The sequence below is a fragment of the Paraburkholderia sp. BL6669N2 genome, assembly GCF_003387275.1.
Taxonomy (GTDB): Bacteria; Pseudomonadota; Gammaproteobacteria; order Burkholderiales; family Burkholderiaceae; genus Paraburkholderia.
Window position 1 is genome coordinate 1,588,564 of sequence record NZ_QUNA01000002.1, and the last position, 26,046, is coordinate 1,614,609.

General features: G+C 64.1%; 23 protein-coding genes and 1 rRNA gene. 10 read left to right on the plus strand and 14 right to left on the minus strand.

The annotated features are described in order from the left end of the window. Positions 1–78: 78 nt before the first annotated feature. Together B0G80_RS29625 and B0G80_RS29630 are read left to right on the plus strand one after the other, a co-directional pair. The gene (locus B0G80_RS29625; RefSeq protein ID WP_116121529.1) at positions 79–624 is read left to right on the plus strand and encodes a flavin reductase; all 546 of its coding nucleotides are present in this window, start codon (positions 79–81) and stop codon (positions 622–624) included. Between the two features lie 32 nt (positions 625–656). Further along, positions 657–1,901, plus strand: a complete 1,245-nt coding sequence (locus B0G80_RS29630; RefSeq protein ID WP_116121530.1) for a nitrate/nitrite transporter — start codon at positions 657–659, stop codon at positions 1,899–1,901. Positions 1,902–1,938: 37 nt separating this feature from the next. Here B0G80_RS29630 and B0G80_RS29635 read toward each other — a convergent pair whose 3' ends face one another. The 6 genes from B0G80_RS29635 to B0G80_RS29660 form a co-directional block, all read right to left on the minus strand. Next, entirely contained in the window at positions 1,939–3,087 is a 1,149-nt protein-coding gene (locus tag B0G80_RS29635; RefSeq protein WP_116123755.1) for a DUF1501 domain-containing protein, read from the minus strand. A gap of 5 nt (positions 3,088–3,092) precedes the next feature. After that, positions 3,093–4,676 carry a DUF1800 family protein gene (locus B0G80_RS29640; RefSeq protein WP_116121531.1) on the minus strand — a complete coding sequence of 528 codons (1,584 nt, stop codon included), beginning with the start codon at positions 4,674–4,676 and terminating at the stop codon, positions 3,093–3,095. A 72-nt stretch (positions 4,677–4,748) separates the two neighbouring features. Next, entirely contained in the window at positions 4,749–5,267 is a 519-nt protein-coding gene (locus B0G80_RS29645) for a periplasmic heavy metal sensor (RefSeq protein WP_116121532.1), read from the minus strand. After that, the gene (locus B0G80_RS29650; RefSeq protein WP_116121533.1) at positions 5,264–5,692 is read right to left on the minus strand and encodes a hypothetical protein; all 429 of its coding nucleotides are present in this window, start codon (positions 5,690–5,692) and stop codon (positions 5,264–5,266) included. Before B0G80_RS29650 ends, B0G80_RS29645 begins: the two co-directional genes overlap by 4 nt. Beyond that, on the minus strand, positions 5,689–6,249 hold the full coding sequence (locus B0G80_RS29655) for an RNA polymerase sigma factor (RefSeq protein WP_116121534.1): 561 nt from the start codon (positions 6,247–6,249) through the stop codon (positions 5,689–5,691). The genes B0G80_RS29650 and B0G80_RS29655 overlap by 4 nt, the downstream gene beginning before the upstream one ends. Positions 6,250–6,503: 254 nt before the next feature. Next, on the minus strand, positions 6,504–6,824 hold the full coding sequence (locus B0G80_RS29660) for a YXWGXW repeat-containing protein (protein ID WP_116123756.1): 321 nt from the start codon (positions 6,822–6,824) through the stop codon (positions 6,504–6,506). Here B0G80_RS29660 and B0G80_RS47330 point away from each other — a divergent pair. The 4 genes from B0G80_RS47330 to B0G80_RS29675 all read left to right on the plus strand — a co-directional run bounded on the left by B0G80_RS47330 (position 6,823) and on the right by B0G80_RS29675 (position 11,437). Next, entirely contained in the window at positions 6,823–6,957 is a 135-nt protein-coding gene (locus B0G80_RS47330) for a hypothetical protein (protein WP_258193281.1), read from the plus strand. The genes B0G80_RS29660 and B0G80_RS47330 overlap by 2 nt on opposite strands. Before the next feature lie 265 nt (positions 6,958–7,222). After that, entirely contained in the window at positions 7,223–8,989 is a 1,767-nt protein-coding gene (locus tag B0G80_RS29665) for a phospholipase C (RefSeq protein WP_116121535.1), read from the plus strand. A 200-nt stretch (positions 8,990–9,189) separates the two neighbouring features. Further along, the gene (locus tag B0G80_RS29670) at positions 9,190–10,632 is read left to right on the plus strand and encodes a cytochrome-c peroxidase (protein WP_116121536.1); all 1,443 of its coding nucleotides are present in this window, start codon (positions 9,190–9,192) and stop codon (positions 10,630–10,632) included. A gap of 112 nt (positions 10,633–10,744) precedes the next feature. Beyond that, on the plus strand, positions 10,745–11,437 hold the full coding sequence (locus B0G80_RS29675) for an HAD family phosphatase (RefSeq protein ID WP_116121537.1): 693 nt from the start codon (positions 10,745–10,747) through the stop codon (positions 11,435–11,437). Positions 11,438–11,532: 95 nt separating this feature from the next. On the opposite strand, the gene B0G80_RS29680 is transcribed toward B0G80_RS29675, so the two are convergent. Beyond that, the gene (locus tag B0G80_RS29680; protein ID WP_116121538.1) at positions 11,533–11,925 is read right to left on the minus strand and encodes a carboxymuconolactone decarboxylase family protein; all 393 of its coding nucleotides are present in this window, start codon (positions 11,923–11,925) and stop codon (positions 11,533–11,535) included. A 320-nt stretch (positions 11,926–12,245) separates the two neighbouring features. Between B0G80_RS29680 and B0G80_RS29685 the strand changes: the two genes are divergently transcribed. Next, positions 12,246–12,494 carry a hypothetical protein gene (locus B0G80_RS29685; protein WP_116123757.1) on the plus strand — a complete coding sequence of 83 codons (249 nt, stop codon included), beginning with the start codon at positions 12,246–12,248 and terminating at the stop codon, positions 12,492–12,494. Positions 12,495–12,590: 96 nt separating this feature from the next. Here the strand turns inward: B0G80_RS29685 and cysS are convergent, their stop codons facing one another. The 6 genes from cysS to B0G80_RS29715 all read right to left on the minus strand — a co-directional run bounded on the left by cysS (position 12,591) and on the right by B0G80_RS29715 (position 20,078). After that, on the minus strand, positions 12,591–13,979 hold the full coding sequence (gene cysS / locus B0G80_RS29690; RefSeq protein WP_116121539.1) for a cysteine--tRNA ligase: 1,389 nt from the start codon (positions 13,977–13,979) through the stop codon (positions 12,591–12,593). Positions 13,980–14,328: 349 nt separating this feature from the next. Beyond that, positions 14,329–14,661 (minus strand): cytochrome o ubiquinol oxidase subunit IV, encoded by a 333-nt coding sequence (gene cyoD, locus B0G80_RS29695; RefSeq protein ID WP_106280901.1) that lies wholly within the window; start codon positions 14,659–14,661, stop codon positions 14,329–14,331. Next, positions 14,662–15,267: a cytochrome o ubiquinol oxidase subunit III gene (gene cyoC, locus B0G80_RS29700; protein ID WP_106280903.1), complete on the minus strand. Its 606-nt coding sequence runs from the start codon at positions 15,265–15,267 to the stop codon at positions 14,662–14,664. Further along, positions 15,267–17,255 carry a cytochrome o ubiquinol oxidase subunit I gene (gene cyoB / locus B0G80_RS29705; RefSeq protein WP_106280904.1) on the minus strand — a complete coding sequence of 663 codons (1,989 nt, stop codon included), beginning with the start codon at positions 17,253–17,255 and terminating at the stop codon, positions 15,267–15,269. Before cyoB ends, cyoC begins: the two co-directional genes overlap by 1 nt. Positions 17,256–17,258: 3 nt before the next feature. Further along, positions 17,259–18,158: a ubiquinol oxidase subunit II gene (gene cyoA, locus B0G80_RS29710; RefSeq protein ID WP_116123758.1), complete on the minus strand. Its 900-nt coding sequence runs from the start codon at positions 18,156–18,158 to the stop codon at positions 17,259–17,261. A 357-nt stretch (positions 18,159–18,515) separates the two neighbouring features. Continuing rightward, positions 18,516–20,078 carry a NuoM family protein gene (locus B0G80_RS29715; protein ID WP_116121540.1) on the minus strand — a complete coding sequence of 521 codons (1,563 nt, stop codon included), beginning with the start codon at positions 20,076–20,078 and terminating at the stop codon, positions 18,516–18,518. 688 nt (positions 20,079–20,766) lie between these two features. Here B0G80_RS29715 and B0G80_RS29720 point away from each other — a divergent pair. From B0G80_RS29720 to B0G80_RS29730, 3 genes are all read left to right on the plus strand, one after another. Then, positions 20,767–21,504: an ABC transporter ATP-binding protein gene (locus tag B0G80_RS29720; RefSeq protein ID WP_116121541.1), complete on the plus strand. Its 738-nt coding sequence runs from the start codon at positions 20,767–20,769 to the stop codon at positions 21,502–21,504. Further along, positions 21,491–24,064, plus strand: coding sequence for an FtsX-like permease family protein (locus B0G80_RS29725; protein ID WP_408968525.1), 2,574 nt, complete (start codon positions 21,491–21,493; stop codon positions 24,062–24,064). Before B0G80_RS29720 ends, B0G80_RS29725 begins: the two co-directional genes overlap by 14 nt. Positions 24,065–24,582: 518 nt before the next feature. Beyond that, positions 24,583–25,653 carry a carotenoid 1,2-hydratase gene (locus tag B0G80_RS29730; RefSeq protein WP_258879237.1) on the plus strand — a complete coding sequence of 357 codons (1,071 nt, stop codon included), beginning with the start codon at positions 24,583–24,585 and terminating at the stop codon, positions 25,651–25,653. Between the two features lie 176 nt (positions 25,654–25,829). Here the strand turns inward: B0G80_RS29730 and rrf are convergent. Further along, positions 25,830–25,943 (minus strand): 5S ribosomal RNA (gene rrf, locus B0G80_RS29735). Between the last annotated feature and the right edge of the window lie 103 nt (positions 25,944–26,046).

Below are 26,046 nucleotides of genomic sequence, written 5' to 3' on the forward strand. Positions count from 1 at the left end.
ACGCCATCATGCACGCCTTGACTTCGTGCCGTCCGCGCCGCCATGCGGCGGCACGGCAATTCTTTCGCGGAGGCTCACATGCTTGACAGCGGCACCTTCCGCGACGCGATGGCGGGCCTCGGCGCCGCCGTCAACATCATCACGAGCGACGGCGCGGCGGGTCTGGCCGGCTGCACCGCATCCGCGGTGTGCGGCGTGACCGACGAACCGCCCACGCTGCTCGTCTGCATCAATCGCAGCAGCCGCAATAACGCGGCGTTCCGCGCGAACGGCAAGCTCTGCGTCAACGTGCTGAGCGCCGAACAGCAGACGCTCGCCGCGCACTTCGCCACCAGCACGCTGCCGATAGCGGAACGCTTTGCCACCGCGCAATGGGACACCCTCGCGACGGGCGCACCGGTCCTGCATGGCGCGCTCGCATCGCTCGACTGCGAGATCGAATCGGTCACCGAAGTCGGCACGCACACGGTGTTCTTCTGCGCGGTGAAAGCCGCGCATACTCACGGCGAAGGCGATGCGCTGATCTACTACGGCCGCCGCTATCACCGCGTCGGCGCGCGCTCCGTGCACGCGACGCATGCGGCCGAAGCCAGCGGCGCGCTCGCTGCCGAATCGGCCGGCTAACCCGACAGGCGCAAAAGGCACGAAAGGCACGCATGAAAGAAGCCTCGGCAAGCCCGCATCGACCGAGCCGCGCGACAGCCGGCAAGACGCGTTCGCTCGTGATTCTGCTGCTCTGCCAGGTGGGCGCGATGAGCGTGTGGTTTTCATCGTCGGCGGTCGTGGCGATCGTCAGGCAGGCCGAGAGTCTGTCTGCCTTGCAAGCGACCTTGCTCACGAGCGCCGTGCAGGCCGGCTTCGTGGCCGGCACAGTGACCAGCGCCCTGCTCTCGCTTGCCGACCGCTTCGATCCTCGGCGGCTTTTCATGATCAGCGCGTTGACGGCGGGCGCGGCCACCGCGTGTCTCGTGTTCCTTGCGCCGGCGAGTCCGCTCGCCATCCTGCTACGGCTGCTGACCGGCATCTGCATGGCGGGCGTTTATCCGGTCGGCATGCGGCTCGCGGCGACCTGGGCGAAAGGCGATCTCGGTTTGTTGATCGGCCTACTGGTCGGCGCGCTGACCTTCGGCTCGGCGAGTCCGCATCTGCTGGCGGCGCTCGGCGGTTCGAACTGGCGCGCGATCTATGGCATCTCGGCATGCTGCGCGCTGCTCGCGGGCGTGGCGATTCTGCTGTGCGGCGTCGGGCCGAATATGGCGCGCGCGACGCGCATCGAATGGTCCGCGCTGGCCGGCGCCTGGCGCAACCCCGCGCTGCGACTCGCGAACCTCGGTTATCTCGGCCACATGTGGGAGTTGTACGCGATGTGGGCGTGGCTCGCCGTATTCCTGCAAGCGAGCTTTGCGGCAGCCGGCATGCAAGAGCCGCGCGCGGCGGCCGAATGGCTGACCTTCGGCGCGGTCGCCGCGGGCGCGCTCGGCGCGTGGCTCGGCGGCGTGCTGGCGGACCGGCTCGGCCGCACCACGGTAACGATCGGCGCGATGTCCGTGAGCGGCGCGTGCGCGGCGCTGATGGGCTGGCTGCTCGGCGCGCCGGTCTGGCTGGTCGGCTGCGTGGCGCTGTGTTGGGGAGTCTCCGTGATCGCCGATTCCGCGCAGTTCTCGGCGAGCATTGCGGAGCTCGCCGAGCCGGCGTCGATCGGCACGTTATTGACCGCGCAGACCAGCGCGGGTTTTCTGCTGACGCTGGTGAGCATTCATCTGGTGCCGGACATCGTCGCGTTGGCGGGTTGGCGCGGCGCCTTCGGCATGCTTGCGGTCGGGCCACTGCTCGGCTGTATCGCGATGGCGCGTTTGCGGCGTCTGCCGGATGCGCGACGGCTCGCGGGTGGCCGGCGCTAGCGCCTTGGGCCGCTTTGCTCACACCCGTTCGCCACCACTACGCGCGCACGATGCCGCTCAACGGCCGACCCGCCGGCGTCGGGCCAAACAGCGCGCTCGCGGTGCGCTGCGGATCGAGCCCGAGACTTTCGCTCGCGGTGCCGGCGATCAATGCATCGAGCGAGGTGGTCGGCTTGAGATCGCGCGCCTCGTATAGATTGTGCGGCGCGAGACCCGGCCAGTCGGCGATCACGCGTCCGCCCTGCACCGAGCCGCCGAGCACCATCGCCACGGATCCCGTGCCGTGATCCGTACCGCCCGTGCCGTTGGCGGCGGCGGTTCTGCCGAATTCCGTCGCGACCAGCACCGTGGTCTTGCTCCACAGCGGGCCCATGCCGTCGCGCAACGACGCGAGCATCGTGTCGAGCGCCTTCAACTGATTGGCGAGGCGCGCGTTCTGCGCGCTGTGCGTGTCCCAACCGCCGGTCTCGATCATCGCGATCCGTGGCCCGTTCTCGCGTGACAGGAAACCCGCGGCGAGCTTGCCGAGGCTCGCCGGATCCTGGCGCGCGCCGGCGTCGCCCGCGAGGCCGCGCGCGGTCATCGCCGACTCCCACAGCGGACGCAACTGCGCGTCCTGATCGTAGAGTTGCGAGACGCGCGTGAGCAGATCGTCAGGGGCTTGCGGCAGCGCCGACGGCGCATACGACGTTACCGCCGCCGGGCCACGCAACGCCATCGGCACGGTCGGCGCGAACGCGATCGCGTTCTCACGCGTGGCCGGCAATTGCGCGACGAGCCGGTTCAGCCAGCCGTCTTTCATCTGATACGGGGACGTGCCGCCGGTCTCGAGCACGTTCTGTCCGTCGAAGTGCGAACGGTCGCGATACGGCGACGCCACCGCGTGCACGAACAGCGCCTGATGGTTCGCATACATCGCCGCTGTCTGGACCATCGCGGGATGCAGCGCAAAGGTGCCGTCCAGTCGCGACGCGTTCGACGTGTCGATGGCAAGCGCGCCGCGCAGTGTGGCGTAGGCCGGTTCGGCGTAAGGCACGACGATGTTCAGACCGTCGGCGGCGCCGCGCTGGATCACGAACACGAAACGGCTCTCGGTGGCGACGCTGGCAAACGCGATCCGCGGCGACACGAGCATCGCGCCCGCGCCGGCAGCGGCGACGCTCAGAAATTTGCGGCGTGACAGCATGGCATTCATCTCCGTTGAAAATCCGGCGAGACCAGCAATAAAGCGATCGCCGTCGACGCGCTTTCGGCGCGCGATACCGCCGTGGCCGTCGGCACACTGAGCGAACCGGCGAGCAGGGTCTGGCCGAGCGCGCGCGCATCGAGCCGGTCGCCCACTCGCGACGCAAAACGCTGCGCCACTTCGACCCGGCGCACGAGCGCGTCGGGCGCGGCCCAGCTCGCGGCGATGTCGTCGTAACCGGCGGGCGAGCCCGGACGCCATACCGGCTGGCCGAGCTGCGTGAGAATGGGCGCCGTTTGCATCTTGCCGAGGTCCTGCCAGCCGAGTCCGCGCATCGACGAAATGGTCCACTCCCACGGCGTTTTGAATTTGACGGCCGTGGGCGACCACGCTTGCGGCATGTCGATCAACGCGCGGTAGACGGCCGGCAGATCGCCGCCGCTACGCTCGAATGCGCTGGCCAGATGTTCGCTCACGCCGGGCGGCGGATTATCGGCGACGAAATGACGGGCCAGCTTGCCGCCGATATGCTTCGCGGTCGCGGGTGCGCTCGCGAGGTCGTGCAGAATCGCGAGTGCCTGTTCCTCCCCGGGCTGATCGTAGCGACGGCCCATGATGGTCCGCGAACCGGGTTCGTGCAGCGCGGCGCGAAACACGAAGGTGCCGGGCGCCGCGTTCTTCTGCATGGCTAGCCGGCCGGCGTTGCCGGGGTTGGCGGGATTACCCGCGACGCTCCAGCCGGTCAGTGCGCGGGCGAATTCGGTGACGTCGTCCTGGCTGTAGCCGCTGCGCACGCCGAGCGTGTGCAACTCCATGATTTCGCGCGCGAGGTTTTCGTTCAGACCGCGTTTGCGCTCGGGATTGCGCTGCGCGGCGCGCATGGCCGCCATGCTGTCCGGCCCGACTGAACGCGTCTGATCGAGAAACACCTGCATGGCCGGATGACGTTCGACGGCCACCAGCATGTCTTCAAAACGGCCTAGCACATGCGGGCGAATCGCTTCGGCCTCGAACGAACCGGCCAGCGCCGCGACGCCGGGCTTTTCGGTGGAGACCGCGAAGTGGTTGGACCAGAAATGCACCAGCCGCTCGACGAACGGCGTCTGCGTCGTCAGCGCACTCGTCACCCGTGCATTTACCGATGAGCGGTACATGTCGAGTATTTCACCGCGAATCGCTTTTCGTTCGGCTTGCCTGGCAGTTTGCGCGTCGGCTTGCGTTGAGTTGGCTGTGTCCGGCTGCCCGTTTGCTCGTGCGCTTGCTTGTACGTTTGCTTGTGCGTTTGCCTGAGTACGGGTTTGCCCATCAGGCGTGGTCAGGTTCTGTGCGTTCGCGGGGCCTGTCGCCGCGCCCTCGCTCGCGTTCTGACGCGCCTGCTGATTCAACTGCATGCGCTGCTGCAAGAGTTCAGTAGAAAGCGCCACCGAGTCGGGCTGATTCGCCCACGCGGCCGGCCGCGCCTGGTACTGTTCGAACTGCGCGAGCAGCCAGCCTTTCGGATCGGCGGGCGGCGTGTCGTCGGCACGCGCACCCAGGCCGAAACGGTTCAGCGCAATCGCCGCGGCGTTCAGGTTCGGTGAGTTGGCCATACCATCCTCTTCGGCTGTGGATAGTCTTTAAACGGATGTCACGCAAAAAACCGTCGCACCTGCTGCAGTTTTTTACTCGCCCGAAGTTTCGCTCGATGCCTGATTGGCCGGCTTCTTTACATTCGGCGTGGTCGCGGGTTCACGCCATTGCCCGCGCACCTTCAGGCTGTCGGCGAATTGAACCCGCTCCTCGGGCGACAAGGTCGCCGCGAAGTCGGCCACACTACCTTCCACTTGCGCACGCAGATGGCTGTCGGCCTGGCGCGTGCGTTCGAGCGCGGCGTCCAGCGCGGCACGATCGAACTGCGGCGCCGCCAGCAGACGCAACACTTCGCGCCGCCCTTCGCGGCCTTCGCGGGCATATTGCCGGCCTTCGCGGCGCGCATCTTTCAGGCCGTCGATAAAGGCTTTCTGGCGCTCGGCGGACAGCGTTTGCGCGGCAAAGCGCAGCGCGCGCTGTTGCGCCAGCACGGGCGCCGTCGCGCCGCGCGCGGCAAACCATTGATAGGCGCCCCCGACGATCGCGCCCACCAGAAACACATTCAGCACCAGCGAGGCCACCAGCACGACTTTCCATGATCGGCCGTTCATTCGTCGCTCCAATCGGCGGACGACCCACCGAAGCTCGAAGTTAAATAAGACGACTCATGCGCGAGCGGGGCCTGCACTCCGGTCTCCGTCAACACGAAGAACGATACGGCGAGAGCGCCGGCTACGCCGCCCAGCAGCCCAACGCCCGCGACCGCCGCGCCCGACCACCACAGGCGGCGTCGCGGCGCCCCCGGCTGCCGCACCGGCGCGCTGCCGAGCACGCGCTCGAGCAGCGCCGCACCCGGCGGCTCGACCTTGTCCGCTGAGAGCCACGCATCGACGCCGGCCGCCTGCGCCAGCAGCGCCTCGGCTTCGGCGCGATGCGACTGCGCCCACGCCTGCGCCGCCGCGCGCTCCTGTTGCGGCCAGCGGCGCGGCTCGGCGCCGTAGGCCTCGACGATCTGCTGAAATCTTTCGGGCGTCATGACTTATCCTTGCTAAGGCCGCTGCCGGCCAGTTGAGCGCGCAGATTGCGGCGCGCGCGTGCCAGCAGGCTTTCCAGCGCATCGACGCTGATGCCCATCAGGGCCGCGGCGTCGGTGTTCGACATCTCCTGGTAATAGTTGAGTACCAGCGCCTCGCGCTGACGTGCCGGCAACGCGGCGAGTGCATCGCGAACCTGCTGGTCCTGGGCGCGCGCTTCGAGTCCGGCCTCAGGCAGCGGCGCAGGGTCGACCTCCTCCGGCATCTCGTCGTGCGGCTCTTCGCGCCGGCCGCGCAGCCGGTCATAGCAGAGATTGAGCGCCACGCGATGAACCCACGTGTCCAACTTCGCCTCGCCTTCCCGCCAGCGCGACGCCTGTTTCCAGATGCGCACGAACACCTCCTGCGCCACGTCTTCCGCTTCCATGCGGTCGCCCAGCATGCGGGTGGCGAGCGCAAGCAGACGCGGCAGCTTGCGCGAGACGAGCGAGCGGACGGCGGCCGGATCTTGCCGGCCGACCTGTTCGAGTAATTCCGCGTCGGGGTCGCGTTCGCTCAAGACACCTCACACGGATGGTTGCGCGCGCACCGATTCGAACGGTGCGCGCGGATAGAGAAAACAGCGCCTCTCGCCACGCACAAGCGCAATCAATATACGACGACCGCCGGCCGATAGTAGGCCGGCCGCGCCGGGTACACCACACAGCCGGCGAGCGTGGCCGCCAGCAGAATCATCACGAGCGTTTTCATGGCAGTCTGCCTGGTTGGTGGACGCAGCGGGTCAAAAACGACGACAGCCGTGGTGCTACCGGGTCATGCCCAATGGCCTTCCACCCAGCGCCAGTTGGGACCACGCGCCACCCAGTGCCCCGGCACCCAGCGATGACCGACGCGCACCGCCTGCCAGTGGCCGCCCACCCACACATAACGGCCCTCGACCCAACGCCAGTGGCCCGGATCCCATGCGTAGCCCGCACGCGGCGGCGGCACCACTTCGACGCGCGGCGCAGGCGGCGCCATCGGCGCGACGATCACAACCTGCGCAAAGGCCGGCGTGGCGCTGAGCGCGGCGGCGCCGGTCAGCGCGGCAGTCAGCATGGCGGTAAGCAGGCGAACCGGTTTGGTGGATGTCATGTTGGTTTCTCCCATTAAAGCCGAAGCCGGAAAGCGGCTCCGTTTCCTGTTGAACGCGGCAGCGGAAAAAATCCGTCGCCGCGGGCGCGTCAAAAATCAAAAGGAGAGAAGGATGCGCGAAAAGCGGCGATGAAACGCGAGGCGCAGGGTCGCAGTGCATAGCCGCATCCCCGTGACGCGTCAGCGGAACGACAGCAAAGGTTAGGCAAATGAATAAGAAACGAGGGCTTCGGTAAGGTTGACGCCCCGAAATCTTAATTATCAAGTGGTCCAATGCGCGCAGTTTGTCGCGGCAAGACCACTAGCACTAGCTGTATTTCTAACAATATCCCCAGCGAACATCCACACCTACGTCGATGCAAACGCTGAACGGCGAAGTCGAATCTGGAGCCTTTCAAATGTTCCGTAGAACCCTCTTACCCATCCCGTTTGCGGCGCTGCTTACGCTCGCAGCTTGCGGCAACAACAGCGTGAACTCGCCTGCGCCGGTGGTATCGGCTCAGGACGCCGTGGCCACGGCCACGCCGATCAAACACGTCGTGGTGATTTTCGGCGAGAACGTTTCGTTCGATCACTACTTCGGCACCTACCCGAACGCGTCCAACCCGACTGGCGAGCCGCAATTCGTGGCAGCCGCGGGCACGCCGGCGGTCGACAACCTCAGCAGCAACAACCTGATCACGGCCAACCCGAACGCCTTGGCCACCTCGCCGAACACGGCGGGCCGCACGGTCGGCAGCGTGACGATCGCGGGTCTCGGCCTGCCCGCAGCCGATCTGCTGCCGTTCCGCCTGGACCGCTCGCAAGCCAATACGTCGAGCCAGAACCACGCCTACGCCGCCGAAGAACTCGCTTATAACAACGGCGCGATGGACTCGTTCCCGCTCTTCACCGCAGCCAACTCGACGATCGCCGGCAGCACCGGCGCGTTCGCGACGAAGGGCCAGGTGCTCGGCTACTTCGACGGCAACACGGTCACGGCTCTGTGGAACTACGCGCAGAACTTCGCGATGAACCAGAACGCCTACACGGACACCTACGGCCCGTCGACGCCGGGTGCGCTCGAAGTGGTGTCCGGCCAGAACAACGGCGTCGTCGTGAGCGGCGGCACGTCGGCCAATGCGATTCCCGACTCGGCAGGCAGCTTCACGATGATCGGCGACCTCGACCCGACCGGCGACGTCTGCACGATCGCGGCAAAGAGCGCGCCGACCGGCGCGATGTCGTCGAATAACAAGAACATCGGCGACCTGCTCAACGCGAAGGGCCTGACGTGGGGCGGCTTCATGGGCGGCTTCAACCTGCAGACCGTCAACGCCAACGGCACGACCGGCTGCCTGCGTTCGACCTTCTCGCCAGTGCTGAACGCGACCAAGACCGACTACGTGCAGCATCACGCTTGGTTCCAGTATTACGCGAGCACGGCCAACCTGGCGCATACGCGTCCGTCGTCGGCGGCGGTGATCGGCGCGACCGATCCGCTCGACAACACGGCCACGCCGGTGCACCACCAGTACGATACCGACGACTTCTTCGCCGCGGTGAAGGCGGGCAATTATCCGTCCGTCAACTTCCTGAAGGCGCCGGCGATCGGCGACGGCCACCCGGGCAACTCGGATCCGATCGACGAACAGGCTTTCGTGACCAAGGTGATCAACTTCCTGCAACAGCAGCCTGACTGGAAGAACACCGCCGTGATCATCGCCTACGACGATTCGGACGGCTGGTACGACCACCGTTACAAGGCACCGACGAGCGCATCGTTCGACTCGACCACGGCGCAATCCGCGGGCGGCAAGACGGTGGCGGGCACCGACAACCTGAGCGGCGTCGGTCAGTGCACGGCAGCGGGCGCAGTGCAGCCGCAAGGCGTGAACGGCGGCGTGGTCAACGGCCGTTGCGGCCCGGGTACGCGCACGCCGTTTATCGTGGTGTCGCCGTGGGCGAAGGTCAACTTCGTCGACGATACGCCGATCACGCAGGCTTCCGTGGTGCGCTTCATCGAGGACAACTGGCTGGGCGGTCAACGCCTGGGCGGCGGTTCGTTCGACGCGACGGCGGGCAGCATCATGAACATGTTCAACTTCACGGGCTCGGGCAACAATCCGCCGCTGTTCCTCGATCAGAACCTGGGTACGAAGCTGGCAGCCGCGCCGGCGATCTGATCCGCGGACGTGCGTCGCGCTCTTCTGTTCCGCTTGCCGCTGCGTGATGCGCGAGTCTCATGCGTGCCTCACGCCGCGCGGCGGCGCGCAGTGAAAAGTGTCACGCATCCAATGCCGTAGTAGGGCGTCGAGCCAGTGCAAACGTGCTGGCTCGATTTTGCTTTTTATCGAATCCGATCGAATCATCTGTCATCACCGCCATGAACCCTCCTTCTGACGCCGCCTTGCCTTCGCATCTGCCCGCGGGCGGCGAGCCCGGCCCCGTGATTACCCGCCGCTCGTGGCTCAAGCTGCTCGCGTGGAGCGCGGCCGGCATCGTGCTCGCGTGCATTGTCTACTGCGCGTACGCGCTCGTGTATCCGGAGCGCATGCCGTCCGCGGTCGGCGAGATCGTCGAGGAAATCACCGGCGCGAATCCGCATCCGGTGACGTTGATGCGTCCGCAGAATGTGCCGCTGAGCGCTGTGGCGCTGCTCGGCAAACAGATTTTCTTCGACCCGAGTTTGTCCGCGTCGGGCACGCAGTCGTGTGCGTCGTGCCACTCGCCGCAGCATTCGTATGCACCGGATAACGCGTTTCCGGTGCAGCTCGGCGGCGCGCATATGAACCAGGCGGGTTATCGTCCGCCGCCGTCGCTCACGTATCTGTATCGTCAGGCGCCGTTCAGCATCGGCCCGGATCAGGGCGACACCGACGTGCCGGTGGATATGACGCAACTGGCCACGCAAGCCGCCGGCGTGCAGCGCGCGCAGAAGACGGCGCTCGCCGCGCCCGCCGCTGCGGCGATGGTGCCGCAAGGTGGATTGTTCTGGGACGGCCGCGTCGATACTCTGCAGGACCAGGCACTCGGACCTTTGACCAACCCGGTGGAAATGGCCAATGCAACACCCGAGGACGTCGCTCACAAACTGCTGGCGACCAGGTATCTGGATCAATTCAAACAGATCTTCGGGCCGGGTATCGTCACCAATCCGAGTCTGATGATTTCCGAGGCGATGTTCGCCGTCGGGCGTTATCAGATCGAGGACCAGTCGTTCCATTTTTTCAGCAGCAAGTACGACTACTGGCTCGAAGGCAAGGCGCGCCTGACGCACGCCGAGTTGCACGGCTTGCATTTGTTCAACGACAAGGATAAGGCGAACTGCGCCGGCTGCCATTTGAGCCAGCCGAGCAAGGACGGCCTGCCGCCGGTGTTCACCGACACGCAATACGAAGCGCTCGGCGTGCCGCGCAATCCGGCGATTCCCGCCAACAAGGATCCGAAGTTCTTCGATATGGGCGTGTGCGGCCCGTTCCGCGACGACCTCGCCAAACAGACACAGTATTGCGGCATGTTCCTCACACCGACGCTGCGTAATGCGGCTGAACGCAAGGTGTTTTTCCACAACGGCGTGTACCACGATCTCAAGCAGGTGATGGACTTCTACAATCTGCGCAATACGTCGCCGGAGAAAATCTATCCGCGCGATGCGTCGGGCAAGGTGCAGAAGTACAACGATCTGCCGGCTCAGTACCATGCCAACGTGGACGTGGCCGACGCACCGTTCGACCGCAAGTTCGGCGATCAGCCGGCAATGAGCGATGAGGATATTCAGGACATCATCGCGTTCATGAAGACGCTCAGCGACGGGTACAAGAACTGAGATTGCATGTGTCGTCGTGCTGCGAAGGCCGCACACGCGGCCTTTGCGCCGCGGCGCGCGAGCCGGTGAGGTATCCTTGCCGGTTCCGCGAACTCTATCCGTACCCTGCCCGATGGCCGATTTCCCCTTCGACGCCGTACTCTTCGACTGCGACGGCGTGCTCGTCGACTCAGAGCCCATCACCAACCGCGTGCTCACCGAGATGCTGGGGGAGTTGGGCTGGCATTTGAGCGTCGAGGAGACGATGCGTATTTTCGTCGGCAAAGCCGTCCGGGACGAAGCCGCGCTGATCGAAGCGCGCACCGGCGTCGCGATCACGACCGACTGGCTCATGCAATTCCGCGAGCGACGCAATGCGGCGCTGGATCTCGAACTGGTCGCGATTCCCGGCGCACCGTCAGCCGTGCGTGCGCTTCACTCGGCGCTGAACGGACGCATTGCGGTGGCCTCGGGCGCGGACCGTATCAAAGTGGAAATGCAACTGGTGAAGGCGGGCATTTTCGACTGTTTCGAAGGACGCATTTTCAGCGGCCACGAAATGCCCCGCAGCAAGCCCTTTCCCGATGTCTATCTCGCGGCGGCTGCCGCGTTGGACGTGGACCCGCGCCGTTGCGCGGTGATCGAGGACACGGTGACAGGCGCCACGGCGGGCGTGGCTGCGGGCGCTACGGTGTTCGGCTATTGCCCGCTCGAACTCGGCCACAGCAGCGCGACCGCTTTGCATGGCGCGGGTGCCACGCATGTGTTCAGGGACATGCGCGCATTGCCCGCTTTGCTGGCAGGATGGCGCGCTGAAACGCGCTGACGAAGGTGCTGGCTTCGACGCCGGCCTTCGCGCCACAGCCCGCGTCGGCGACGGCGCGGAAAATATCGCGCCGACTCTGACGCTCTCCGCAGCCCTTACTCGAAAGCGGGATCGATGGGCACGCGGTATCCCACTGCCAATCGATTCGTCTCGTTGGCCATGCCCACGACCGCGAGCAATTCGCCGAACATCTCGTCGGTCATACCGGCGCGGCGCGCGGCCGCCGTATGGCTCGCCACGCAGTAGCCGCAATTGTTCGTCACGCTCACCGCGACATACAGCAGTTCCTTGATGAGCGGATCGAGCGCGCCGGGCGCCATCACGTCCTTCAGGCTGTCCCACGTGCGCGCGAGAGTTGGCGGATGCTGGGCGATGTACTTCCAGAAGTTGTTGACGTCGTCGACCTGACGGGTCTGCTTGATATCGTCGTACACGGTTTGGACTTCCGGCGATGCCGCAGCGTATTCGACGGCTTTGATCTGACTCATGCGTTCTCCTTTTCTTGCTGACGAGATTCGGTGAACCTTGCGCGCGAGGCGCAGGGTTCGCGGTGGCCGTCTATTGTGACGTGATTTTCAGCGCGCCTCACCACTGCATGACGCGGCAGACGGACGTCGCTGAATTGCCAACACTCGATATGCACCGAGTTGGCCGCTCGCCATCACACCACTGCGGGGAAATCGCGGAAAAGCATATGGCATGCCGCTTTGGCGCCGATGGCATGGTGCGTGCATCCAGCGGACGTGAGCGCGGCATTTTTCCGCTCTCCTCGATCCACTTGATGCACTCACTCCGCTGGAGATTCACCATGAAAACGCTCGTCCTCAAAGACCTCGCCCGCCTCGACGAACTCGATCGCGCGGCATCGCTATCCGTTCGCGGCGGCACTGCCTGCCTGACGCGCCAGGCACCTTCCGGTTGCGGCGGACTGGATCAGCCGATGCACATCGAACGCGGCTGGAGCCCATGCCCGCCCGTTCATTTCGGCTGCGGACCGGTCTACTTCCCGTTCGACCAGCTGCCTTCGCACAAGGAACTGAAGGTGGTGCCGCTGTAGTGCCGCGGCACGCCCAAAGGCAAACGGCGCCGCCTGTCCGCGCCGTGGCGTGGCGAGCGCGCAAGCCTGAACGCGCTCACCACGCCGATTTTCGTGCTACTCCGTCTGGTCGCGCAGCCGCAATATCTGGCCGCCCGCGCTGTCTTCCACCAGCCAGCCGGCCGCCGTCATCACGTCGCGCAGACGATCCGCTTCGCTCCATTGCTTCGCGGCGCGGGCTCTTTCGCGTTGATCCGCGAGGGCCTCGATCCCGGCCGGAAGCTCGGGCGTATCGACGTCCTTCCAATCGGCGAGACCCAGTCCAAGCACGACGTCGAAGCAATCGACGCTCGCCCTTCGCGTTGCCGGCGGCAGATCGCTTCTGACCACGTCCCACAGCACCGCGAGCGCGCGCGGCAGGTTCAGATCGTGATCGACCTCCTCCTTGAAGCGCGCCACGGCGGACGCATCGGCCGTACCGCCTGCCGGCCATTGCGCATAGCTGCGGCGCAAGCGGTCCAACGCGGCTTGCGCGGCATCCAGCGCGGCCTCGCTGAAGCGCAGGCTGCTGCGGTAGTGCGCGCCCAGGCATAGATAGCGATACGCGAGCGGATCGTTGCCGCGCTCGATCAGCGTCTGCAAACGTACGAAATCGCCACCCGACTTCGACATCTTGCCGGCGTCCAGCAACAGGAAATGGCCGTGCATCCAGAAGTTGGCGAGACGCGTGCCGTGGCGCGCCTGGGTTTGCGCGATCTCGTTGCTGTGATGCACGGGGATATGATCTTCGCCGCCGCAATGAATGTCGAACCACGGGCTCAAATACTTCGCCGACATCGCCGAGCACTCGATATGCCAGCCGGGAAAGCCTCGGCCCCACGGACTGTCCCACTCCATTTGCCGCGTGGCGCCGGGCGGACTGAATTTCCACAGCGCGAAATCGGTCGCGCGCTGCTTCTCGCCGGACGCGACACGTTTGCCCGCCTGCAAGCCCGCCACATCCAGACGCGCCAGATAGCCGTAGTCATCCTGCCTGCCGGTGTCGAAATAGACGCCGTCGGCCGTGCGGTAGGTGTAGCCGTTGCGCTCAAGTTCGGCGATAAAGTCGATCTGCTCCGCGATGTGATCGGTCGCACGGCACCACAGCGCGGGCTCCAGCAGATTGAGCGCGCGCCAGTCGTTCATGAAGGCCGCCGTGTACCGCTCGGCGATCGCCCACGCCGATTCGCCAGTGCGCCGGCTGCCCTTCTCCATCTTGTCCTCGCCTTCGTCGGCATCGGACACCAGATGGCCGACATCGGTGATGTTCACCACGTGCCGCACGTTATATCCGTTCAACACCAGCGTGCGCCGCAGCACGTCTTCGAACACGTAGGTCCGCAGATTGCCGATATGCGCGTGGTCGTACACCGTCGGGCCGCAGCAATACAGGCCGACGTGATCCGGATGAATCGGCGTGAATTCGCGCACGCTGCGCGTCCAGGTGTCGTACAGGCGAAGCGGCATGTGATGTCTCTAGGCGCCGGGTGTTCAAAAAAGCGTTCAAAAGCAAAAAGGCCACCGGTCGCGTGACGGGTGGCCTCAGGGATGCGGATGTGCGCAGATCGACTTGCTAGACGCAAGCTCCCCTCGGCAGGCTGCGACAGCATGCGCGCGAAGAATGCGGACGGGAAAGGATAGAAGCGATCATGGAAACGATCCTAACGCGGGTTCGCCGCTGCGGTCAATCGTCGACGCACTTTGGCGCTTTGGCGCTTCAGGCGCCTAGCGCGTTCGCGCCCGCGTTCGCCGCATGAAAAAGCCCCGCAAGACTTTCACCTTGCGGGGCTTCATGTCGAACGGGATGCTCGTTCGTTCAGCGCGACATCATGTGCATGCTGACGTTGTGCATGACCCACAACGTGCCGCCGATCACGATGACCGCGGTCAGCAGCGTGAAGGCAAACGCCATCACATTCCAGCGCTGCTCCGACGACGTATTCAGATGCAGGAAGAAAATCAGGTGCACGACGATCTGCACGAGCGCGAGGCCCGCGATCGCCAGCAGCGCATTCTCGCCCGTCAACGTGCCGGTCATGACGAGGCCGAAAGCGGCGACGGTCAGAACGACGGAGAGAATGAAACCCACCGTATAGCTGCCGATGCTGCCGTGACTTTCACCTGCGTGGGCGTTATGGCTATGGTCCATTCAGATCACGCTCGCAAGATAGACAAAGGTGAAGACGCCGATCCACACAACGTCCAGAAAGTGCCAGAAAAGGCTCAGGCACGTCAGGCGAATCATGTCGCGTTCGGTCAGATCGCGGTGGCTGATCACCTGAATGGCGAGCACCACCATCCAGATCAGGCCGCACGTGACGTGCAGGCCGTGCGTGCCGACCAGCGTGAAGAACGACGACAGGAACGCGCTGCGGCTCGGACCGGCGCCTTCGGCGATCAGGTGCGAGAACTCGCGCAATTCCAGCACGAGGAACGCGAGACCGAGCAGGAAGGTCACGCCGAGCCAGAACAGCAGTACGCCCTTGCGGTTCTTGTGCGCGCCCAGCATCGCGAAGCCGTAGGTGATGCTGCTCAGGAGCAGCATGGTCGTTTCGAGCGCGACGCCCGGAATCTCGAACAGATCCTTGCCGCTCGGACCGCCCGCGAACTGGTGGCCCATCACCGCGAACACTGCGAACAGCGCCGCGAAGATGATGCAGTCGGTCATCAGATACAGCCAGAAGCCGAACACCGATTGCGACGGTACGTGGTCCGCGTCGTGATGCGAGTGGGCATCAATAGTATTGGTCAACATCAATCCACCTCCAACGCGACCCGCGCACCAGCGCCAGAGCGTTTCTCTTCAATTTCCGCGACCGTGGCGGCCGGGATGTAATAGCCTTCGTTTTTCTGGAAGCTATAGACGATCACGGTGCCGATCGCGCCGACCAGGCCGACGATCGCCAGCCACCAGATGTGCCAGACACCGGCAAAGCCGAGCACCAGCGAGAACAGACCCGCGATCACACCCGCGGACGTATTCGACGGCATGTGAATGTCGCGATACACCGGCTTGGCTTGCGTATCCTTGCGCGACTTCATGTCGGTGAACGCATCGAGCTTGTGCACCGTCGGGATGATCGCGAAGTTGTAGACCGGCGGCGGCGAGCTCATTGCCCATTCCAGCGTGTGGCCGTTCCACGGATCGCCAGTGAGGTCGCGATTCTGCGGCAGGTTGCGATCGCGGATGCTGACGACGATCTGCAACACCTGCAACGCGATACCGATAGCAATCAGCGCCGCACCGCCCGCGGCCAGAATCAGCCACGGGTGCCACAGCGGGTTGTCATAGTGGTTGATACGGCGCGTCATGCCCATGAAGCCGAGCACGTACAGCGGCGTGAACGCCACCCAGAAACCGATCTGCCAGAACCAGAACGAAGCCTTGCCCAGCTTTTCGTTCAGCTTGAAGCCGAAGGCCTTCGGGAACCAGTAGTTGAAGCCCGCCAGATAACCGAACAGCACGCCGCCGATGATCACGTTGTGGAAGTGAGCGATCAGAAACAGGCTGTTGTGCAGCACGAAGTCCGCGCCCGGGATCGCCATCATCACGCCGGTCATACCGCCGATCGTGAACGTGATCATGAAGCCGATGGTCCACAAGATAGGCGGCGTGAACGTCAGCCGGCCCTTGTAGATCGTGAACAGCCAGTTGAACACTTTCACGCCCGTGGGAATCGCAATCACCATGGTGGCGATGCCGAAGAACGCGTTGACGTCAGCGCCCGAACCCATCGTGAAGAAGTGATGCAGCCACACGAGGAACGACAGCACCATGATCGCGCAGGTCGCCCACACCATCGTCTTGTAGCCGAACAGCGGCTTTTTGGCGAAGGTCGCCACGACTTCCGAGAAGATACCGAACGCCGGCAGGATCAGGATGTACACCTCGGGGTGACCCCAGGCCCAGATCAGGTTCAGGTACATCATGGCGTTGCCGCCGCCATCGTTCGTAAAGAAGTGCATGCCGAGGTAGCGGTCCAGACCCAGCAGCGCGAGCGTCACGGTCAGGATCGGGAACGAGGCCATGATCAGCACGTTGGTGCAAAGCGCCGTCCACGTGAACACCGGCATCTTCATGAACGTCATGCCCGGCGCACGCATCTTCACGATGGTCGCGAAGAAATTTACGCCTGTCAGCAAGGTGCCGATACCGGAGAGCTGCAGACTCCACAGGTAATAGTCGACCCCGACACCCGGACTGAACTGCAGTTCGGAGAGCGGCGGATACGCGAGCCAACCCGTTTGCGCGAATTCACCGATCACCAGCGAGATGTTGATCAGGATCGCGCTGACCGCAGTCATCCAGAACGAGAGCGAGTTGATGAACGGGAACGCGACGTCGCGTGCGCCAATCTGCAGCGGCACGATGATGTTCATCAGGCCGATCATGAACGCCATCGCCATGAAGAAAATCATGATGACGCCGTGCGCCGTGAACACCTGGTCGTAGTGATGCGGCGGCAGGTAGCCCGGGTTCGCATAAGCGAGGGCCTGTTGCAGACGCATCATGATCGCGTCCGCGAAGCCGCGGAACAGCATGATGAGTGCCACGACGATGTACATCACGCCGAGCTTCTTGTGGTCCACCGACGTGAGCCACTCGGTCCACAGGTAGCGCCACTTGCCGAAATAGGTGATCAGACCCAGCAGCGTCGCACCGCCGATGGCGATCATCGCGGCCGTGACCATGATGATCGGCTCGTGGTACGGAATCGCGTCTAGTGAAAGTTTACCGAACATGCGTTACCCCTTGCCCTTTGGCGCACAGTTGGCGTCCTTCATGTTGTCGAGGACGTTGCCGTTGTTGTATCGGGCAATGATGTTGTGAAAGAGCTTCGGATCGACGCTCGAGAAGTAGCGCACCGGCTCTTTCTCGGTCGGCGCGGACACCGTGTGGTAGCGGTCCATGCTGAGGTTGTCCGACGAAGCGCGCACTTTCGCAACCCATGCGTTGAATTCTTCAGGCGAGGTGGCGAGCGCACGGAACTTCATGTCCGAGAAGCCCTTGCCGCTGAAGTTCGCCGAGGCGCCGGCGTAGTTGCCGGCTTCGTCCGCGATCAGATGCAGGCGCGTTTGCATGCCCGCCATCGCGTAGATCTGGCCGCCGAGCTGCGGAATGAAGAACGAGTTCATCACCGTGTCCGACGTGATCGTGAAGTTCACCGGCGTGCCGACCGGGAACGCCAACTGGTTCACCGACGCAATGCCGAGGTCCGGATAGATGAACAGCCACTTCCAGTCGAGCGCGACGACTTCGACGTTGATCGGCTTGACCTGCGACTCGAGCGGCTTGTACGGGTCGAGCTCGTGCGTGGTCTTCCACGTCAACACGGCGAGGAACAGAATGATCAGCGTCGGAATCGTCCAGATGGCGATTTCGATACCCGTGGAATGCGTCCAGCCAGGACGGTAGTCGGCGCTTTTATTCGACGCGCGATAACGCCACGCGAACAGCAGCGTGAGCGCGATCACCGGAACGACCACGATCAGCATGGCCCAGGTGGACGTGGCAATCAGCTCACGTTCCGCCAGCCCCACACTCCCCTTCGGATTCAGAATATCGAGGTTGCTGCAACCCGAGAGCAACAACACGAGGCTCGCCGATACGAAACTCATCGACCCGCGCAGAGTCTTTCCTTTCATATCCATTGCCTCTTCTTTACGTCTTCAACGAACGTCATTCGACCGCTCTCCAATAGTAAGCGCTCGCATAATAGGGGCACGCCCGGTCGTAATAAACACTCGATTTAGCAACGATCTATTGCGTCGCAGCACGGTGTGACACGTTGCCGCACACTTGCGCGCGGGTCGGCAACTGAAGTGCGCCGCTGCAAGGAATCGAAGTATCGGCCGAACGAGAAAACCCCTTTAAACAAGCGCGAAAACGCGCCGCGGCCTGAGTGGCCGCGGCGCGCGTCATGCGTGCAAAGAGACTTGATCCATAAGGGAAAAGCGCATTGACGGCGCAGCACTCACCAGGTGAATGCTGCGCTCGTCCGATCAGCCCGGCGAGCGGGCGGTCGCGGCTGCCGGCGCGGGCACTGCGGCTTGCAGATGCTCGCCTCCCTCGCCGCCAGTCGGCGCCGCGTCCGACGGATGGGCCGAGCGCTCCGACTGCGCCAGCAACGTGCCGACCGACGGATCGATCGCGTCGGTGAACGGCTTCGGATTGATGCCGATGGCGAGCACCAGCAGCGCCATCGCGCCGAGCAACACGAACTCGCGCTTGCCGACATCCTTGAGATTCGCGACGCGCGCGTTGGCGATCGCGCCGAAGATCACGCGCTTGTACATCCACAGCGTGTAGGCCGCGCTCAGAATCAGCGTGGTGGCCGCCATCGCGCCGATCCAGAAATTGAAGCGGATCGCGCCCATCAGCACCATGAATTCGCCGACGAAACCCGAGGTGCCGGGCAAGCCGATGTTGGCCATGGAGAACAGCATCACGAACGCGGCGAAGCGCGGCATGGTGTTGGCCACACCACCATACTCGGCGATCGATGCGGTCTTGGTGCGGTCGTAGAGCATGCCCGTACACAACAGCATCGCGCCCGACACCACGCCGTACGACAGCATCTGCACGATCGCGCCGGCCTGGCCGATGCGGTTGAACACGAACAGGCCGAGCGTGACGAGGCCCATGTGCGCGACCGTCGAATACGCGAGCAGGCGGCGCATGTCGGTTTGCACGAGCGCGAGCAGGCTCGCGTAGATCACCGCGACGAGCGAGAGCGTGATCATCATCGGCGCGAAGAAGTGGCTGGCCTGCGGCGCGATCGGCAAGGCGAAACGCAGCAGACCGTAGCCGCCGAGCTTCAGCATGCCGATCATCACGGCGGCGCCCGTCGGGCCGTCGAGGTGGACGTCAGGCAGCCACGTGTGCAGCGGCCACATCGGCACCTTCACGCCGAACGCGGCGAGGAAACCGAGGAAGATCAGGACCTGCGGCCACGTGCCGAGGTGCGTCTCGCGCCACAGCGCGAGGTCGAAGCTGTGCGTCTGGCCGTACAGATAGAGCATCGACATCAGCATTAGCAGCGAGCCGAGAAACGACACGAAGAAGAATTTCACCGCGGCATACGAGCGGTTCGACTGGCCCCACGTGCCGATCAGCAGATAGAGCGGAATCAGCGTCGCTTCGAACGAGATAAAGAACAGCATGCCGTCGAGCGAGGTGAACACGCCCTGCATGAAGCCCGACAGCATCAGGAAGGCGCCGAAGTACTGCGCGGTCCGCTCGGTGATCGACTCCCACGAGGCGACCACGATGATGATCGTGGTGAGCGCGGTCAGCGCGACGAGCCACAGCGAGATTCCGTCCACGCCCACATGCCAGGCGATATCGAAGGTGGGCGACCAGCGCGCGTTCTCGACGAACTGCATCGACGTGACGTCGTTGCGGAAATTCGACACCAGCGGAATCACCGGCAGAAAACCCGCAATCGCGCCGATCAGCGCGAGCCACCGTGTGCGACCACGTGCCGCGTCGGATCCGGCACGCAAAACCACCACGCCGGCGACAATAGGGATCCAGATTAGAAGGCTAAGAAGAGGCAATGGCATGTGCTCTATCGAAACTTGAAGTACAAAAACGCCGCATCAACGCCTTCAAAATAGAAAGCATTGAAATGGATATGTAGGCTGGATTTCGCTGAAATTTGACGTGCAATCGGGGTTGGCCGCTACACGTTTACCCGCAGTCGAATGACCAAGGGTGGGAGATTACCAAGATAAGAATACTTTTGCAGCGCAACAACGCTGCAAAGCCGCTGGCAATGTATTGTTGCGACGCTTGGGCTTGCGGAATGGATAAAAATGTGCAGACGCACAAATCCGCCGGCGCGGGTTGCAGCGGCGGATTTTAGGGGGAAAAGCGAGCAGTTGATAGCCAGTTAGAAGCTCTTGCACAATCCTTCGGCGTGCGTCCGGAGCCGGAATAGATCATGCTCGTTCCTGACGTGGTAGCGGCGCGCATTTCGAGCTTTCGGAGAAAATTTTTTGCTTATCCGCGAGCATAAACTTTCGGACCCTCCACTCTAAATAATCCGGCGCATGGTGCCGAAAGTTCGGGACAGTAAACCGACGGTACCCGTGTGAGCGAGTTCCCCGGCACGCGCGTGGGGCGTCGGCGTGCCTTACAGAAGGCGAATATACTTCGGCGGTTCAAGGACAGATGTGCGTGCGCCGGTGCAGCGCTTTTCTGGTCTGCGTTTTGCCCATACGGACGCCGCTCACACTTTTCGGAAAACGCATGCCACGTGACGAAGGCGTCGTTCCCGCGCTCGAGTGCCGCGGGCTCAGCAAGACCTACGGCGCGGGCCGCATCGTGCTGGCGCAACTTGATTTCATACTCGGTCCGGGCGAGTTCGTCGCGATCATGGGTGACTCCGGTGTCGGCAAATCGACGCTGCTCAATCTCGTGGCCGGTCTGGACAGTGCGGATAGCGGCGACGTGATCATCGACGGCAGCGCACTTTCGCGCCTGGACGACAACGCGGCGACGCGCCTGCGGCGGCAAAAACTCGGCTTTGTCTTCCAGGCGTTTCACGTGCTGCCGCATCTGACGCTTGCGCAAAACGTCGCGCTGCCGCTGCTGCTCAACGAACTGCCCACCGCCGCCGCGCTCGACATGCTCGCGGCGGTCGGCCTCGGCGGACGCGGCGACGACTTTCCGCGTCAACTCTCGGGTGGCGAATTGCAGCGTGTCGCGATTGCGCGAGCGCTGGTACATCGCCCGAAACTGCTGCTCGCCGACGAACCCACCGGCAATCTGGATCCCGATACCGCGCACGAAGTGCTCGGCCTGTTCCGCGCGCAAAGCAAGGCGACCGGCGCGGCCACGATCATGGTGACGCACTCGGAAGCCGCCGCGGCCGTCGCCGACCGCATCCTGATCCTGAGCGACGGCGGTCTGCATGCGACGCCTCCTTCTACAGCCCTGACCTTCGGCTCCCGTAACCGCACGCCTTCCGCCGATGATGTCCGCTGATTCCCGTCTTCTACCGCGCTTGCGCGGCCATCGCGTTCTCGCGCGCTGGCTGCTGGGCGCCGAATGGCACAGCCATCGCGGACGCGCCCTGGTTGCAATGGCAACGATCGCGCTTGGCGTCGCGCTCGGTTACGCCGTGCAGTTGATCAACAGCGCGGCGTTCAGCGAATTTTCCGCGGCGGCCCGCAGTCTGTCGGGCGAAGCCGATCTGCAGGTGCGCGGCGCTCAACCGTTAGTCGACGAAGCAATCTATCCGCTAGTCGCCAACGAGCCCGGTGTCGCGCTGGCCAGCCCCGTGCTCGCACTGGATGTCACCGTGCCCGCGCGGAGCGCCGCACTGCCGGTGCTCGGCATCGACGTGTTTAAAGCGAGCCGCATTGCGCCCGATCTGATCGGCGTGCCGTCGCCGGATAAGCCGTTCGATACCCTCGCGGCCGACACCGTGTTTCTCTCGACGGCGGCGCAGCAATGGCTGAAGGTGAAAGCCGGCGACGAGGTGGCGCTGCGAAGCGGCACCTCGATCGTGCATTTGCGCATGGCGGGCGGCATCGTGAGAACACGGCCGGGCCAGCGGCTCGCCGTCATGGATATCGCCGCCGCGCAGTGGCGGTTCGGCAAAGTGGGCAAGCTCTCGCGAGTGGACGTGCAGCTCGAACGCGGCGTCGACCGCGAGCGCTTCAGACGTGAGATGCAAGCGCGGCTCGGCAACCAGTGGGTCATTGCCGAAACGCGTGACGCAGAGAGCCGCACCGATCGCCTCTCGCGCGCGTATCGGATCAATATGAATGTGCTCGCGCTGGTGGCGTTGTTTACCGGCGCGTTTCTGGTGTTTTCGACGCAGGCGCTGAGCGTCGTGCGACGGCGCGCGCAGTTCGCCATGCTGCGTGTGCTCGGCCTGACGCGGGGTCAGTTGTTGCGGCAGATCCTGATGGAGGGCGCGTTGCTGGGTCTGCTCGGCTCGCTCGCCGGACTCGCGCTCGGCTACGCCATGGCGAGCGGTGCGCTGCATTTTTTCGGCAGCGATCTGGGTGGCGGCTACTTTCCCGGCGTGCAGCCGCAAGTCGGCTTCGAACCGCGGGCGAGCGCGTTGTTTCTGATGCTCGGGCTGGCCGTATCGGTATTGGGCAGTCTCGCCCCCGCACTGGAAGCCGCGCGTGCGCGGCCCGCCACGGCGCTCAAGGCGGGCGCCGAAGAAGGCGCGTTGGCGCGGCTCGCCACACCGTGGCCCGCCCTGCTGTGTCTGCTGGCCGCCGCTGTACTGACGCAGGTGCCGCCGCTGTTCGACGCGCCGATTGGCGGTTATCTGGCCGTCGCGTTGCTGCTGGTCGGCGGGATTGCGTTGATGCCGCGCGTGACCGCGCTCATCTTCGGCGCGGCGAGCCGTGTTTTCGCCGCGCGACGCCGGACCGGCGCGGCCGTCACGCTGGCGCTCGCGCGACTGGCGAACGCGCCTGGGCATGCGTCGATCGCCATGGGAGGTGTGCTGTCGAGCTTTGCGCTGATCGTCGCGATGGCCATCATGGTGGCGAGCTTCCGGGTTTCCGTTGAAGACTGGCTGGTTCATCTGCTTTCCGCCGATCTGTATGTTCGCGTGGCGCCGAACGGCGACACCGGCGGTTTGCGGCTGGACGAGCAGAGCCGGCTCGCGGCTGTGCCCGGCGTTAGAACAGCCGCATTCGCGCGCACTTCGCATCTGACGCTCGACCCTGCGCGGCCCGACATCGCTCTGCTTGCGCGCGAGATCGACGCGGCCGATCCGGGCGCGAATCTGCAAATGACTGGTGCCGTGTTGCCGCCTGCTGAATTTGACGCGGGCGAAACACCTATTTGGGTATCCGAAGCAATGGTCGATCTGTATGGATACAAACTGGGTCAGCGCGTTCGATTGCCGTTTGGTGAACGCGGCCACGTGTTCGTGGTGGCGGGCATATGGCGCGATTACGTGCGGCAAACAGGCGCCGTTCAGATACGGCTCGCCGATTTCCGGCGCTTGACCGGTGACACGAGTGCAACCGACGTGGCCGTCACCGTTCAGCCCGGGACGAGTGTCGAGCAAATTGCCGTGGGGTTGCGCGCGCTGCCGTTCGGGGCATCGTTGGATTTGTCGCTACCGGGAGAAATCCGCGCGCGCACGCTGGTGATTTTCGACCGCAGTTTTGCGGTCACCTATCTTCTCGAAGCGGTCGCTATCGTGATCGGCTTGTTCGGCGTGGCGGCGACGTTTTCCGCGCAGACGCTCGCTCGTTCGCGTGAGTTCGGCATGCTGCGGCATGTCGGTGTGACGCGCTCGCAGGTGCTCGCCATCCTCGCGCTCGAAGGCGGCATGCTCACCGCTTGCGGCATAGCACTGGGTTTCGTGCTCGGGTTCGCGATCAGTCTGATCCTGGTGTTCGTCGTCAATCCGCAGTCGTTTCACTGGAGCATGTCGCTGCACGTGCCATGGATAGCGCTCGCTACCGTCGCGTTGGTGATGCTCGCTTCCTCGTGTTCGACGGCGGTGATTGCGGGACGCGGCGCAGTGTCGGTGGATGCGGTGCGTGCCGTGAAGGAGGATTGGTGATGAAGGCTTTATCGCGCGATCCGGCGCGGTGGGTTATGCGGGCGGTAGTGGCGCGCTTCGATCTTGCCGGCGAGGAAAGACGGTTCGTTTTGCGGCGGCGTGATCCGCGGATGGGGATCGTGGTTTTGGACGGGAACATGTCGAAGGACGCGTTGATTGGGCGCGAGGTGTCCTGGATGGGAACGTGCTTCGATTTGGCCTCCGCCGACGGGTATTGCACCGCTCTGCAACGACGTGAGTTGCGGATCACGGGCGCGGATTGGGGCGAGACTATTCCGAGCTGCGGGTCGATTGGACGCGAGGTGTCATGGATGTCGGCTCGCCGGGCTGTCGCGAGTGGCGGATCCGACGCCGCCCTGCGTTCACGTGGGCCGCAGCTGGCGTGCGCGGCGTCGGGCGAGACCGTGCCGGGCTACATGTCGAGTGCACGCAAGATGTCGTGCCAGCCGCCGGTTGAGTCCGCTCGTGTCGCGAATCGGCGCATAGGTACGCGTATTCGCGGCGTGTTGTCCATCTTGATGCTGACTGCCTGGCCCGCGTTCGCCGCGGCGCCCGAATTCGCGGCGGTCACACCCGATCACGCAATTGCCCTGCCGCAGGACACCGGTGCGCACGCGGCCTTTCGCACCGAATGGTGGTACGCGACAGGTTGGCTCACCACGCCGGATAACCAGCCGCTCGGATTTCAGATCACATTCTTCCGTTCCGCAACCGGGCATGACGCCGCCGATCCGAGTGCTTTCGCGCCTTCGCAATTGATCATTGCCCATGCCGCGTTAAGCGATCCCGCGCTCGGCCATCTTGCGCACGAGCAGCGCATTGCCCGTCAAGGATTCGGTCTGGCGTATGCGAAGCCGGCCAACACCGACGTCAAACTCGACGCATGGAAAATGGTTCGGGCCACTGACGGTCACTACGACGTCGTTGCGGACGCGAACGGTTTTTCGCTGCATCTCAAGTTGACACCGACGCAAGCACCTTTGATTCAGGGCGAACGCGGCTATTCACGCAAGGGGCCGCGGCCTGAGCAGGCGAGTTATTACTACAGCGAGCCGCAATTGCGCGTAACTGGCGGCGTAGTTCGACCGATCGCGGCAGGCGGTTCGTCGCATGGCGAGACTCCTGTGACGGGAATGGCGTGGCTCGATCACGAATGGTCGAGCACATTGCTCGACGCCAATGCGGTAGGCTGGGATTGGCTCGGCGCCAACCTCGCCGACGGCTCTGCGCTGATGGCATTCAAGGTACGAAGTCGCCATGGACACGCTGTGTGGGCGCATGCGGCATTTCGCAAACCCGACGGCGAGGTGACGACATTCGCCCCCGATCAAGTCGACTTTACGCCGCTTCGCACATGGCGCTCGCCGCGCACCAACACTTCTTATCCCGTCTCGATGATGGTCAAAACCGGTGTGCTGACGTGGAAACTCGATCCGCTGATGGACGATCAAGAACTCGATTCGCGGCAATCGACGGGCGCGGTGTACTGGGAAGGCGCAGTGCGGGTGAGCCGCGAAGGTGTGGATGTGGGACGGGCGTATCTGGAACTGACGGGCTACGCGAAAGCGCTGCGGATGGGGCGGGAGTGAAGGCGGGTTCTACGGTGGGGTTCTACGGTGGGGTTCTACGGTGGGGTTCTACGGTGGGGTTCTACGGTGGGGTTCTACGGCGGGGTTCTACGGCGGGTTTTTTTCCGTGTATGGGGGGCGGGGTAAACGCAGAAACCCCACCTTTTCGGGGTGGGGTTTCTGTCTGCTGCTGGGGAGCCTGACGATTACCTACTTTCACACGGGTAATCCGCACTATCATCGGCGTGGAGTCGTTTCACGGTCCTGTTCGGGATGGGAAGGGGTGGGACCGACTCGCTATGGTCATCAGGCATGACTTGTTGCTGCACTGCTCGTGGAGCAATACGGCCAATCTGGAAGAAGTAGTTTCTGGTGATGCTCACCAGGGGTAAAGCTGTTGGGGTTGTGTTGTTT